Origin of the sequence: Thioalkalivibrio sp. ALD1, from assembly GCF_000381245.1 — a bacterium.
GTDB lineage: Bacteria > Pseudomonadota > Gammaproteobacteria > Ectothiorhodospirales > Ectothiorhodospiraceae > Thioalkalivibrio.
Genome location: NZ_KB906246.1, coordinates 121,060 through 134,578, shown reverse-complemented (window position 1 = coordinate 134,578; position 13,519 = coordinate 121,060). Strand labels below are relative to the sequence as shown.

The window sequence follows — 13,519 nt, the reverse complement described above, 5'->3', positions numbered from 1 at the left end:
TCGCAGTTCGGGGTGCTCATACCGGGTGGAGCGACTACAGGGCGAGTAGTTCCGGGGGTTCTTCAGGGTCCAGGATCAGGATGTGTCCCGAAGGAACGGGGCGCCAGCGTTCCCGGTCCGTCAGTGGCTCCGAGGCGACCACTACCGAGTCCTCGGGGAAGTCATCATCGTCCGAGGTGTAGTACAGGCTGGGACAGGGGCTGTTGATCGCATGGCGACTGGCGACCAGCCGGCGCCCGTCGGACAGGAGGACGTTGAGCAGAGCCATGTCCTCGCCCAGCCAGGTTTCCAATGTTGAGAAGGCCTCGCCCAGGGCGCCTTCCAGCGTGGCGTTCTCGTCGTCCGCCAGGAACTGGCGGACCAGGGCGAACAGGTACTCGGAATCCGTGGTTCCCTGGATGCCCGCCTCGATCTCGGGCGCCAGCAGGTTCTCGACCTGGCGGCGGATCTGTGGCCTGAATCCTCCAATGAGCCCGTTGTGGCTGTAGAGCAAACCGTCCATGCAGAAGGGCTGGGCATTGACCGTATCGCCGCCAAACCCGGGAGTTGCGCTGCGTATGGCTGCCATCCAGAGCGGCTCCTCCAGTGTATCGGCCAGCGTTTGCAGGTTCGGGTCCTGCCACAGGGGATCGGCGCGACGATAGCAACGGGCGTGACCGTCTTCACCGAACCAGCCAAAGCCGAATCCGTCCGCGTTGACCCGGGCGTAGACCAATTCCTGCGGCGCGATCGCCTGCTCGATCAGATTGTGCGGTGGATCCAGCAGTACCCGCCTGAGTACCAGCGGCGGGCCCAGATAGGCTAGATGGCGACACATTGGCGCAGACTCGCGGTTGGGAGGCCAGAAGTTTCATGGTAGCGTGCCGGGAACCCCGAAGCACGGATGTGCCAATGAAGCCCGAGAGTCCCGCCATACCGCTCCCGGAGCGTTATAGCCGTCATGTGGTGCAGGTGCGTGATCCCCATGCGGAACTGGTGGCGGACTTTTGTGAGGGCATGCTGGAGGCACCACGCTGGCTTCCGCCAAAGTATTTCTACGATGCCCGTGGTTCGCAGCTGTTTGATGCCATTTGTGACACACCGGAGTATTACCCGACGCGTCTGGAATCCGCCCTGCTGGAATCTCGAGCGGCCGAGATCATCGAGACTTCGGGTGCCCATACGCTGATCGAACTCGGCAGCGGGACCTCGCGCAAGACCGAGTACCTGATCGCCGCGCTGAACGAGCGTGTCGACGATCCGTATTACGTCGCCAATGATGTCTGTGGCGAGATCCTCGACGAAGCGGCCGAGCGCCTGCTGAGACGATTCCCTTCGCTCGTGATCGAGGCCCTGTGTGGTGACTATCTTGCGGCCCTGTCGACGCTGACATCCGTTCCAGCGGCCCCGCGCCTGTTCAGCTTTCTCGGCGGCAGCCTGGGGAATTTCGAGGACGCGGAGGCGATCGCCCTGCTGTCACAGATTCGCGCGGCCATGGGTGCGGAGGATCGGGTCCTGCTCGGGCTGGACCGGGTCAAGGCCATCCCTGTTCTGGAGGCGGCCTACAACGACGCGGCTGGTGTGACGGCAGCGTTTAACCTGAACCTGCTGTCCGTCCTCAATCGTGAGTTGGGAGCCGACTTTGATCCCGATGGTTTCCGCCATCGCGCCCCGTTCGTCGAGGCGCATTCGCGCATCGAGATGCACCTGGTCGCCGAGGGTGACCAGACCGTCCAGGTCTCCGAACCCGCGACCACTCTCCAGTTCGCCGATGGCGAGTCCATTCGCACCGAGATCTCGCGCAAGTTTACGCGCCCGATGGTGCAGCAACTGCTGTCCAGCGCCGGACTGGCACAGGTGGCGGAGTGGTCAGCGCCGGATGAGGCCTACAGCCTGTTCCTGCTGGCCCCGGGGGGCGCATAAGCATGAGCCGGAGCCCGCGTCTCGTGCTGGTCCGCCACGCCCAGGCGGGCAACGCAGGGGACTGGGAAGGCGCCGACCGGGATCGGCCGTTGAGCGAGGCCGGCCAGGTGAGCGCCCGGCGCATGGCCGCCTCGCTGACCGGTTTGCTTTACGGGCATGTGGAACTGCTAACCAGCCCTTACCTGCGTGCGCGTCAAACGGCGTCACCCATCGCCGAAGCACTGGGCGTCCCGGTGCGCCAGAAGAAATGGCTGGCACCTGGGCAGGTGGCCGGGGTGGAGCTGGAGGCCCTGGCGGCGCGGCTGCCGGCCGACGGCAGTCTGGTGGTGGTCGGCCATGAGCCGGACCTCTCCTCGCTGGCGGGGCGCCTGATGGGCTGTCCGTCCGCGGCTGCCGGGGTGCATATGGGCAAGGGTTCGGTCTGCGCCCTGGGGGGCGGTCTTCCCGGCCCAATGCAATTGCTCTGGCTGTTGCCGCGCCGGGTGCTGGAAGGTCTCTCGGGAGAGCACGGGTAGATGGCGATGGACGGGCAGGGCGAGACTGTCGCAGCGGTCGATCTGGGGTCCAACAGCTTCCACATGATCGTGGCCCGGCGTCACGACGGCGAGGTCCTGAAGTTGGACCGCCTGAAGGAGACGGTGCGACTGGCGAGCGGTCTGGATGCCCGCGGCCGCCTTGATGCGACGGTCGAACGTCGCGCGCTGGACTGCCTGGAACGGTTCGGCCAGCGGCTGCGCCAGCTACGCCAGGGCAGTGTGCGCGTCGTGGGCACCAATACCCTGCGTCAAATGGCCGACAGTCAACGTTTTCTGGCCGCCGCGGAGCAGGCGCTCGGGCATCCAGTGGAGATCATCGCCGGGCGTGAAGAGGCGCGGCTGATCTATCTGGGCGTGGCTCATACGCTCGCCGATGACGAGGGGCGGCGTCTGGTGATGGATATCGGTGGCGGCAGCACCGAGTTCGTTATTGGCGAGCGCTTCCAGCCCATGCTCGCGGAGAGCCTGGAGATGGGCTGCGTGACCTTCACCCGCAGGCACTTCTCCGACGGCCGCCTGACGCCCCGGGCGTTTGCCGCTGCCGAGCTGCATGCTGGCCAGGAACTGCAACCGATTGCCGCTACGTACCGGGAAGCTGGGTGGGATCAGGCGTTGGGAGCCTCCGGTACGATCTTGGCGCTGGATCGAATTGTGCGCGAGGCCGGGATTGACGAGGCACCGGGCATGACGCTTGATGCGTTGCGCACCCTGCGCGATCAAATGATCGAAGTCGGGCGCCTGGACAAGCTGGACCTGCCGGGGCTGTCCGAAGACCGGGTTCCGGTGATTGCGGGCGGGCTGGCAGTGCTGAGCGGGGCGTTCGAGGCGCTGGGGATCGAGCGGTTGCATCCTTCGGATGGTGCACTGCGCGAGGGGGTCATCCACGATCTGCTGGGCCGATTCCGGCACGAGGATGTCCGTGGTCTGACGATTCACAACCTGCGCCGTCGTTTTGCGGTGGACGAGGCTCAGGCCGCGCGGGTACAGGCTATGGCGGCACGCCTGCTGGGGGCGGTCCGGGCCCGCTGGGGGTTGGACGAGAGTGACGGCGAGCGTCTGGACTGGGCGGCCGAGCTGCACGAGGTGGGGCTGGCACTCGCGCACAGCAAGTATCACAAGCATGGCGAATACATCCTCAACTGGGCCGATCTGCCGGGCTTCTCGCAACCCGAGCAGCACGAGTTGGCGCTGCTGGTGCGCCTGCACCGCCGCGCGTTCAAGCCGAAGCTGCTGAATGACGTACGTCAGGCGCGGGTCGAGCCCCTGTTGCGTCTAGCCAGTCTGCTGCGACTGGCAGTGCTGCTGCATCGTTCGCGTGCGCCGGAGCCCCCGCCACTGGAACGGATCGAGGCGCGCGAGCGCGGGCTGGTGCTGGGTTTTGCCGCGGGCTGGCTGGATGCGCATCCGCTGACGCGAGCAGATCTGGAGGAGGAGGCCGGGCAGTGGGCGCGCCACGACCTGGAGCTGGCGTTCAGCTAGCGAGGGTCGTGAGCAACTGCTGTTGTGCGGAATGGGGGGGCTCGTCCGTGGGCGGCTCGACCCGCTGGTAACTCCCGTCGGGCTGCAGGGTCCAGGCGCTGGCGGTGTCCCGCAGGTAGTTGAACAGCGACTCCTCGGCAACGCGCTCCCGCATGACGGCGTCGCGAATCGGAAAGGCGACTTCCACGCGGCGGAAGAAGTTGCGGGGCATCCAGTCGGCGCTGGACAGATACAGCTCGGGCTCGCCCCCGTTCTCGAAATAGAACACCCGCGAGTGCTCCAGAAAACGGCCGAGGACCGAGCGCACCTCGATGTTCTCGGAGATGCCCGGCACGCCGGGTCGCAGACTGCAGATGCCGCGCACGATCAGCTGAATCTTCACGCCCGCCTGTGATGCGTAATAAAGCGCCTGGATGATGCCGGTCTCGTTCAGCGAGTTCATTCGCGCGACGATCCGCGCGGGGCGGCCTTCGCGCGCGTTCTCGGCCTCGCGTTCGATCTTCTCGCACATCGCATCGTGCAGACGGAAAGGCGCCTGGATCAGCTCGCGCAGGCGCTCCACCTTGCCAAGGCCCGTGAGCTGCTGAAACACGCGATGGACGTCCTCAGTGAGGACCGGATCGGCCGTCAGCAGGCCGTAATCGGTATAGGCCTTGGCGGTGCCCGAGTGGTAGTTGCCCGTGCCCAGGTGGGCGTAGCGCACGAGCTTGTCGCCGTTACGACGCACCACCAGCGCGAGCTTCGCATGCGTCTTGTAGCCGACCACCCCGTAGGTCACATGCACGCCCGCATCCTGCATGCGGTTGGCCAGCTCGATGTTGTCGGCCTCGTCGAAGCGGGCGCGCAGCTCGATGACCACCGTCACTTCCTTGCCTGACTGTGCGGCCTCGATCAGCGTCTCCACCAGCGGCGACTGGGTACCCGTGCGATAAAGCGTCTGCTTGATCGCCAGCACGCGCGGGTCGCTGGCGGCCTGGCGCAGGAAATCCACCACTGGCATGAACGACTGGTAGGGATGATGCAGCAGCAGGTCCTGCTCGCGTATGGAGGCAAAAATGCTTTCTCCGCTGGCTTCCGTGCGCGGCAGGGCGGGGATGAACGGGGGAAACTTGAGATCGGGTCGGTCGACCAGGTCGTACACGGCCATCATGCGGTTCAGATTGACCAGACCGGTGACCTGGTAGAGGTCGTCCGCCTCCAGATGGAATTCCTGCAGCAGAAACTGGGCAGCCTCGTCCGGGCAGTTGTCCGCGACTTCCAGACGTACCCCGGCGCCGTAGTTGCGGCTTGGCAACTCGCCCTCCAGGGCGTTCAGCAGGTCGTCGATCTCTTCTTCTTGCACGAACAGATCAGAGTTGCGGGTCAGCCGGAACTGGTAGCAGCCGGTGACCTTCATGCCCTTGAACAGCTCGCCGACATGGGCGTGCAGGATGGACGACAGCAGCACGAAATCGGAATCGCCGCTGGCCACTTCGCGCGGGAGCTTTACCAGGCGCGGGAGCGAGCGTGGCGCCTGGACCACAGCGCGCCCGGACTCGCGGCCGAACGCATCCTTGCCCTTGAGCGTGACGATAAAGTTCAGGCTCTTGTTCAGGATGCGCGGGAATGGGTGTGCGGGGTCGAGCCCGATCGGGCTCAGGACCGGCTGCAGCTGCTCGTGAAAAAACTGGCGTACCCAGGCCTTCTGCTGCTCGCTCCAGTGTGAGCGACGCACAAAATGGATGCCTTCCTCGGCCAGCGCCGGGATCAGTTCGTCGTTGAGTGCGCGATACTGGTCGTCGACCAGGGCGTGGGCCCGGGGCGCGATCTGGCGCAACTGCTCGGGCGCGGACAGGCCGTCCGGTCCGGGCGTCTGGACGTTCAGGTCGATCTGTTGGCGCAGCGAGCCCACGCGGACCTCGAAGAACTCGTCGAGATTGGTGGAGGAGATGCTCAAGTAGCGCAGGCGCTCCAGCAGGGGAAAGTCCGGATCGCGCGCCAGATCCAGCACGCGCCGGTTGAACTCCAGCAGTGACAGCTCGCGGTTGAGGAAGAGCTCGGTATCGGTCACGTCGGTATCCGGCATGCATGACTCCGGCCAGAATGTGGGGCCGGAGTGTATGCGGGCATTATGTCAGTTTCGTGACGGGGCCGGCTCTGGATCAGCTGCCGCGGGTCAGCAGGAATTCCATCAGGGCCTTCTGTGCATGCAGGCGGTTTTCCGCCTCGTCCCAGACCACGCTTTGCGGGCCTTCGAGGACTTCGGTGGAGACCTCTTCCTCGCGGTGCGCGGGCAGGCAGTGCATGAACAGGGCGTCGTCGTTGGCCAGACGCATCAGGTCGGCGTCCACGAAGAACCCGGCAAAGGCCCGGCGGCGGGCACTCTTCTCCTGTTCCTGGCCCATGCTGGCCCAGACATCGGTGACCACGAGGTCCGCGCCCTCGGCCGCCGCGCGCGCATCGCGCGTGAGCTCGAAATGGTCGCGCGTGGCCTCTACGACATCCTCTTCCGGGTCGTAGCCCTCGGGACAGGCCGCCACCAGCTGAAAGTCCAGCAGGTGAGCCGCATACATGTAGCTGTGGCACATGTTGTTGCCATCGCCAATCCAGGCCACGCGCTTGCCCCGGATATCGCCCCGGTGCTCCAGGTAGGTCTGCAGGTCGGCCAGGAGCTGCGCGGGGTGCTCCCGGTCGGTCAGGCCGTTGATCACGGGGACCGAGGAGTGCTGGGCGAACAACTCAATCTTCTCGTGTTCGTAAGTGCGGATCATCACGCAGTCGATCATGCGCGAAAGAACGCGGGCGGTGTCCTCGATCGGCTCCCCGCGGCCCAGCTGCGTGTCGCGGGGGGAGAGGAACAGGGCGTTGCCGCCCAACTGCTGCATGCCGACCTCGAACGAGACGCGCGTCCGGGTGGAGGACTTCTCGAAGATCATCCCCAGCGTCTTGCCGCGCAGGATGGTGTCGTGGTGCTCGCCCGCGTGGGTCTGGCGCTTCAGTTCGACGGCACGTGCCAGCACGGCGCGCGTCTCGTCCGCGGAGAGGTCTTTGAACGACAGGAAATGGCGGGGTTTCATGCCTGTGCCTCCTGGGATACTTCGGACGCGAGCAGCGAGTCGACCAGCGCGGCCACGGTGCTGGCGATCTGCTCGACCTGGGCGTCGTCCACAATGAGTGGCGGGAGTAGCCGGATCACTCGCTGCGCCGTCACGTTGAGGATCAGCCCCTCGGCCAAAGCCGCCTGGACCAGGGACCCGGCAGGGCGATCCAGTTCGACGCCGATCATCAGGCCTCGGCCGCGCACGGCGACCACCCCGGCCTTGCCCTCCAGCCGGTCGGCCAGTCGCCGACGCAGGGTTTCGCCCTGACGTGCGGCCTCCTCGCACAGGCCCTCGTCCTGCATCACATCGAGCACGGCCAGGGCCGCCCGGCAGACCAGCGGATTGCCGCCGAAGGTGGTGCCGTGGGTACCTGGCGTGAACAGTCCGGACGCACGGCCGGCCACCAGGTTGGCCCCGATCGGGATGCCGTTACCCAGACCCTTGGCGAGTGACACGACGTCGGGCGTGATGCCTTCGTGCTGGAATGCAAACCAGTGTCCGGTGCGGCCGATCCCGGCCTGGATTTCGTCCAGCATCAGCAGCCAGTCGTACTGGTCGGCCAGCTCGCGCAGGCGTCTCAGATATCCGGGCGGGGGTACGTGGATGCCGCCTTCACCGGTGATGGGCTCCACCAGGATGGCGACCACGTCCGGATCGTTCGCCAGGGCCTCGACAGCGTCGGCGTCACCATGGGGTATGTGCACAAACCCTTCCACCAGAGGCTCGAAGCCGGCGTGGATCTTTTCGTTGCCGGTGGCCGACAGGGTTGCAAGGGTGCGGCCGTGGAAGCTGCCATGCATCACAATGACCTTGGGCTTTTCGACACCCCGGCGGCGGGCATGCAGGCGAGCCAGCTTGATCGCCGCTTCGTTGGCCTCTGCGCCAGAGTTGCAGAAGAAGGCCTGGTTCATGTCGGACAGTGCACACAGCCGGCGCGCCAGCTGCTCTTGCAAGGGGATGCGGAACAGGTTCGAGGTATGTACCAGCGTCTGGGCCTGGTCGCAGATCGCATGCGCCACTTTCGGGTGAGCGTGTCCAAGGCCGCAGACCGCAATGCCGGACAGGGCATCAAGGTAGCGATTGCCCTCGGTATCCCAGAGCCAGGCGCCTTCCCCCCGTTCGAAGGCGACCGGCAGACGGCTGTAAGTGTTCTGCAGGACGTCAGTCATCGTAAGTTTCTCCCAAATGAAGAAGCCGGCGAGCGAGCCGCCGGCTTCTGCCCGGGGTACCGCCCTGGGCGGCACCCGATCGCGTTTGCGCGACTTATTTCATCTGCTGGGCGACGAAATCCCAGTTCACCACGGTCCAGAAATTCTCCAGATACTTCGGACGCGCATTGCGGTAATCGATGTAATAGGCATGCTCCCAGACATCGCAGGTCAGCAGCGGGGTCTTGCCATCACGCATCGGGTTCGCCGCATTGGAGGTGTTGACGATTTCGACCGAACCGTCGCCATTTTGCACCAGCCAGGTCCAGCCGGAGCCAAAATTGCCGACCGCGGCCTCGTTGAACTTCTCCTTGAAGGCATCAAAGGAGCCAAACGCGTTGTTGATGGCGTCAGCCAGCTTGCCGGACGGCTCGCCGCCGCCGTTCGGGCCCATGCAGTTGAAATAGAAGGTGTGATTCCAGACCTGGGCACCATTGTTGAAGATCCCGCCGGCCGGGGCCTTCTTGATGATGTCCTCCAGCGAGGCATTCTCGAACTCGGAGCCCGGCAGCAGGCCGTTCAGCTTGGTCACGTAGGTCGCGTGGTGCTTGTCGTGATGGTATTCCAGCGTCTCGGCGGAGATGTGCGGCTCCAGCGCGTTCTTGGCATAGGGGAGATCGGGCAGTTCGTAGGCCATGAAAGACTCCTTGTAAAAAAACATGCGAGACTGCGGCTGGCCGACCGTTGGCGGCCATGCCAGTAAACCCGTCAACGATAGTCACGTTGCCCGGGCGATGCAATTTCCGATGGTGTGGCTTGGTTATCGGTCGGCGGAAGTGTGAAGGAGCCAGGGTATGCCCCCGCACGATACGGATCGACAAACCACGGCCGAAACCCCGGAAGCGGACAGGAGCCCGCCTCGCAGTGCGTACGGCTGGCGCGGCCGCGTGGGGCTTGTGCTGGGGCCGCTTGTCATGCTGGCGTTCCTGCTTGCTCCACCTCCCGAGGGAATCGGAAGCGAGGCCTGGTGGGTGCTGGGCCTGACCCTGTTCATGGCCATCTGGTGGATTACCGAAGCCCTTCCGCTGCCCGTGACGGCACTTTTGCCCATTGCACTACTGCCACTGCTGGGCGTGATGCCGATGGACGAGGCCACCGCGCCCTATGCCAATCCCATCATCTTTCTGTTCATGGGGGGCTTTGCGATCGCGCTGGCGGTGCAGCGCTGGGGGCTCCATCAGCGCATTGCTCTTTCGATCGTCGGCCGTGCTGGTGATCGCCTGCATCTCCTTGTTGGGGCCTTCATGCTGGCGACCGCGGGCCTGTCGATGTGGGTCAGCAACACGGCGACCGCCGCGCTGATGCTGCCGATTGCCCTGTCGGTCCTGGCGTTGGTGGAGCGCGATACGCAAATTGCGGGAAACGGTGCCGGCTCCGGTTCACGGCGGCCCGCGCTCGCGCTCCTGCTGGGCATCGCATTCGCCGCCAATATTGGGGGTATGGCGACCATCATTGGCTCTCCACCGAATGCGCTGACTGCCGCCTATCTGGGCGATCGGCACGGGATCGAGATCGGCTTTGTCCAGTGGATGATGCTGGGCCTGCCACTGGCCATCGGTCTGCTGCTGCTGGCCTGGTGGTTGCTGACACGCTGGGTCTTCCAGGTTCATCGTGTGCGTCTGGAAGGGCTGAGGGCGATGATGGACGAACGGCGTGCCGAGATCGGGGCGTGGTCGCGTGCCGAGTACCGCGTGGCGAGCGTCTTCCTGCTGGTGGCGCTGGCGTGGCTGTCGCGCCCCTTCCTGGAAGATGTCCTGCCGATCCACCTGACCGATGCCGGCATTGCCATCCTGGGGGCCGGGCTGCTGTTTCTGCTGCCTTCCGGAGCGCAGGAGCAGCGCCGGCTTCTGGCCTGGGACAACACGCGCGAGCTGCCCTGGGGCGTCCTGCTGTTGGTCGGCGGTGGTCTCAGCCTGGGTTCGGCCATCGAGGCGAGCGGCCTGGCGGAGCTGGCGGCAGAAGGATTCGGTGCCGCACAGACGTGGCCCCTCTTGTTGATCATCGCCGGGGCCGTCGTGGTGACCATGCTGTTGTCGCATGTGACCAGCAATACGGCCACGGCCGCCACGCTGCTACCGCTGGTGGCCGCGCTGGCCATGCGCATGGAAGTACCGGTCGTGCTTCTTGCGCTACCGGTGGCATTCGCGGCCTCCGTGGCCTTTATGCTGCCGGTCGCCACGCCACCGAACGCCATCGTGTTCGCCAGCAACCGACTGCGGGTGGTGGACATGGTGCGCGGCGGAGCACTGCTCTCGCTGGTGGCGATTGCCATGGTCACCCTCGCTGTATATGCCTTTGCCGAGATGATGCTGATGGGCCAGTAGGCCATCTCCCCGGGTGCTCGACTTCCTGTGACGCCCCTCAAGTTTTATGCTTCGCCGCCGCTATCGTCGGTGAACAGCCGCAGCAAGGATGCCGCGAGTCCGCAACGCCTTAACTTGGGGAGAGTCTTCAACATGTTCGATAACATCCGAATCGGGGTCCGGCTGATGGTCGGGATCATCGCGGTCGTCTTGCTGGCCGTGATCCTGACGCTCGTGGTCGTGATGAACAGCCTTGGCACCATGGCCGACCGTGCCGAACAGCGCGAGCTGACTGATCTGGCCGCGCAGCTGGTCGGCCGGCTGGACCAGGAGGCCGCGCGGGCCACTGCGATGGCGGAAACCGTGGCGAAGATCCCCGACATTGAGGAGGCGATGGCGGCGGGCGATCGCGAGCGCCTGGCCGAGATGACCGTCCCGAGTTTCGCATCGCTGAGCGAGCGCTACGGGGTGCATCAATACCAGTTCCACACCCCACCGGCGACGTCGTTCCTGCGCGTGCACTCGCCCGACAACTATGGTGACGACCTGTCCGATTTCCGCCAGACGGTGGTCGACACCAACGAGAAGCGCACCCCGATCTCGGGGCTTGAGGAAGGCGTGGCGGGTCTCGGCATTCGCGGGGTTGTGCCCATCGAACACAACGGCGACCACGTCGGCTCGGTGGAGTTTGGTCTGTCGTTCGGCGACTCCTTCTTCGAGGAATTCACTGCGGATACGAACTCGCCGGTCGCGCTTTATCTGCGCGATGGCCGTTCGTTCAGCCGTTTCCGCGGCACGATCAGTGGTGATCCGACCTTCAGTGATGCCGAAATGCGTGAGGTCATGGAGGGCGAAGAGTTGGTGCGCAACGTGACCTATGAAGGTACCCCCATGGCCGTGGTGGCGCGTCCCGTTACAGACTTCTCCGGTGATGTAGTGGGTGTGCTTGAGGTCATGGTGGACCGTAGCGCATATGTGGTGATGGCACGCAATGCGACCGGTACCGTGGTTGCGGTCGGCGTGATTGCCGTGGCGCTTGGTGCGCTCCTGGCCTGGCTCCTGACTCGCAGCATCGTTCGTCCCCTGAACCGCACGGTGGCCCGCCTGAACGATATCGCGGGAGGCGAGGGCGACCTGACCCGTACGCTGGAGGTCTCTGGAAAGAACGAACTCGGAGAGCTGGCGGAGGCGTTCAACAACTTCGTCACGAAGATCCGGGGCCTCGTGTCCACGGTTGCGGCCGGTGGCGATCAGGTTGCCGCGGCAGCGAACGAGCTGTCCGCCACCAGCGAGCAAACCAACGAGCAGGTGCGGCGGCAGAAGTCGGAGATCGATCAGGTGGCCACGGCCATGAACGAGATGACGGCAACGGTGCAGGAGGTGGCCCGCAACGCGGCGGACGCCGCCGCCGCGGCTCAGAACACCGACCAGGACGCCAACGAGGGTCAGCAGGTGGTGCAGCGCACCGTGGCCGCGATCAATGCGCTGTCGCAGCAGGTCGATGGTGCTGCCGACGTGGTCAGCCGTCTGTCGCAGGATGCCGAGGAGATCAACAAGGTCCTGGAAGTGATCGGCGACATCGCCGACCAGACCAACCTGCTGGCGCTGAATGCGGCGATCGAGGCGGCGCGTGCGGGCGAACAGGGTCGCGGTTTCGCGGTGGTCGCCGACGAAGTCCGGACCCTGGCCAGTCGCACGCAGGACTCGACCCACGAGATCCAGCAGATGATCGAGCGGGTGCAAAGCGGTACCCGCGAGGCGGTGCAGGCGATGGAAGATGGCCGTTCCAAGGCGCATCAGAGCGTGGAGCAGGTCAATCTGGCGGGCGAATCGCTGACCGCGATCACCCAGTCGGTCACCCGCATCAGCGACATGAACACGCAGATCGCCAGTGCCGCCGAGGAGCAGTCGACGGTGGCCGAGGAGATCAACCGCAACGTCGCCAACGTGACTGAGGTGCTGGATCAGACCGCGGCCGGATCGGAACAGATCCGCAATGCCTCGGAGGAGCTGTCCAAGCTGGCCTCCGAACAGCAGCAGCGAGTGGGGCAGTTCAAGGTGTAAGCCTCGAGCCGTCCGACGTTGAGCCCGGGTCCGGAAACGGTCCCGGGCTTTTTTGTGGCCGGGTTACCGGCTCTCGGCGGGCGGAAACAGGCGCTCGCCGTTCTCCCGGGCGATCATGCGCTGGACGTTGGGCGGCAGTTGTTCGAGCCAGTCCCGTGTGCCGTCCTTCAGCACGGTAAAGTGCTCCCAGCGGGCCAGGCTGAAGGTGTCGTTGCCGATCAGGAAGCGGTCCGGATAGTCGAGGAACAGCTCGAACCAGTCGGCGTCGATGATGCCGGCTGGGTTGATGCGCGGATTGCGCATGGAGACATCCATGACCATGTTGGGGTGCCGGTCCAGATAGTCACGCACCAGTGGCGGGTAGGCGTAGGAACCGGCGTGCGCCCAGAGGATGCGTACCTCGGGCTGGATGGCGTAGGCATGGTCGATCACGGCCGGATCGCCATGGATCACGATCCACAAATCGCGTTCGACTGCCAGTTCCAGCAGGTCCTCGAAGCCGTGGGCAAAGCGGTCGTCGGCCTGGATGTGCAATTCCCCGATCCCGCGCCACTGGATGCAGCTTCGGTCGAGTATGGTCTCGACCTGTTCCCGCAGACCGTCCTCGTACATCCAGTCCATCTTGCGCCCCAGACGCTGGGAGATCTCGAGGAACGGGACGATCCGTGCATCCACCTCCGTTTCCAGCGCCTCGATCAGCTTTGCGCGCGGTGCCATCACGATCGCGGACTGGATCGAATTCTCCTCTAGCGTGCGCGCGACGGCCTCCGGCGGGAAGTGTTCCATCTGCCGGTCGCGGTAGTGCAGGTGGGCATCGAACAGGGGTTCAAGTGCCTGGGCAGAGGCGGCGCCAAGCAGCGAGCCAAGCAATAGAGTCGCGGCCGGCAGAATGAAAAGACGGGGCAGTATTTGAGAGCGGGTCGGGGCAGCCATCCAGTGGGATCCTA

11 protein-coding genes are annotated in these 13,519 nt (G+C 65.0%); 5 read left to right on the top strand and 6 right to left on the bottom strand.

What is annotated here, in order from left to right; all coding sequences use genetic code 11:
• Positions 1 to 34: 34 nt before the first annotated feature.
• Positions 35 to 817, bottom strand: coding sequence for an ergothioneine biosynthesis protein EgtC (gene egtC / locus F623_RS0111200; RefSeq protein ID WP_018861668.1), 783 nt, complete (start codon positions 815 to 817; stop codon positions 35 to 37).
• Between the two features lie 74 nt (positions 818 to 891).
• Here egtC and egtD point away from each other — a divergent pair, with 74 nt between their 5' ends.
• Genes egtD through F623_RS0111185 form a run of 3 tightly spaced genes read left to right on the top strand, consistent with a single transcriptional unit; the run spans position 892 to position 3,917 of the window.
• Entirely contained in the window at positions 892 to 1,902 is a 1,011-nt protein-coding gene (egtD, locus tag F623_RS0111195; protein WP_018861667.1) for an L-histidine N(alpha)-methyltransferase, read from the top strand.
• A gap of 23 nt (positions 1,903 to 1,925) precedes the next feature.
• A complete protein-coding gene (locus F623_RS0111190; RefSeq protein WP_018861666.1) occupies positions 1,926 to 2,417 on the top strand; it encodes a histidine phosphatase family protein in 492 nt (163 codons plus the stop codon).
• Positions 2,418 to 3,917, top strand: a complete 1,500-nt coding sequence (locus F623_RS0111185; RefSeq protein WP_018861665.1) for a Ppx/GppA phosphatase family protein — start codon at positions 2,418 to 2,420, stop codon at positions 3,915 to 3,917. It abuts the gene before it with no gap.
• On the opposite strand, the gene ppk1 is transcribed toward F623_RS0111185, so the two are convergent.
• The 4 genes from ppk1 to F623_RS0111165 form a co-directional block, all read right to left on the bottom strand.
• Positions 3,910 to 5,982 (bottom strand): polyphosphate kinase 1, encoded by a 2,073-nt coding sequence (ppk1, locus tag F623_RS0111180; RefSeq protein ID WP_018861664.1) that lies wholly within the window; start codon positions 5,980 to 5,982, stop codon positions 3,910 to 3,912. The genes F623_RS0111185 and ppk1 overlap by 8 nt on opposite strands.
• 76 nt (positions 5,983 to 6,058) lie before the next feature.
• A complete protein-coding gene (gene argF / locus F623_RS0111175; RefSeq protein WP_018861663.1) occupies positions 6,059 to 6,973 on the bottom strand; it encodes an ornithine carbamoyltransferase in 915 nt (304 codons plus the stop codon).
• A complete protein-coding gene (locus F623_RS0111170; protein WP_018861662.1) occupies positions 6,970 to 8,166 on the bottom strand; it encodes an acetylornithine transaminase in 1,197 nt (398 codons plus the stop codon). Before F623_RS0111170 ends, argF begins: the two co-directional genes overlap by 4 nt.
• A gap of 94 nt (positions 8,167 to 8,260) precedes the next feature.
• Positions 8,261 to 8,842, bottom strand: coding sequence for a superoxide dismutase (locus F623_RS0111165; RefSeq protein WP_018861661.1), 582 nt, complete (start codon positions 8,840 to 8,842; stop codon positions 8,261 to 8,263).
• Between the two features lie 157 nt (positions 8,843 to 8,999).
• Between F623_RS0111165 and F623_RS0111160 the strand changes: the two genes are divergently transcribed.
• Together F623_RS0111160 and F623_RS0111155 are read left to right on the top strand one after the other, a co-directional pair.
• A complete protein-coding gene (locus F623_RS0111160) occupies positions 9,000 to 10,529 on the top strand; it encodes a DASS family sodium-coupled anion symporter (protein ID WP_018861660.1) in 1,530 nt (509 codons plus the stop codon).
• Between the two features lie 132 nt (positions 10,530 to 10,661).
• A complete protein-coding gene (locus F623_RS0111155; protein WP_018868569.1) occupies positions 10,662 to 12,572 on the top strand; it encodes a methyl-accepting chemotaxis protein in 1,911 nt (636 codons plus the stop codon).
• Positions 12,573 to 12,635: 63 nt separating this feature from the next.
• On the opposite strand, the gene F623_RS0111150 is transcribed toward F623_RS0111155, so the two are convergent.
• On the bottom strand, positions 12,636 to 13,505 hold the full coding sequence (locus tag F623_RS0111150) for an amidohydrolase family protein (RefSeq protein ID WP_026278685.1): 870 nt from the start codon (positions 13,503 to 13,505) through the stop codon (positions 12,636 to 12,638).
• Positions 13,506 to 13,519: the final 14 nt, after the last annotated feature.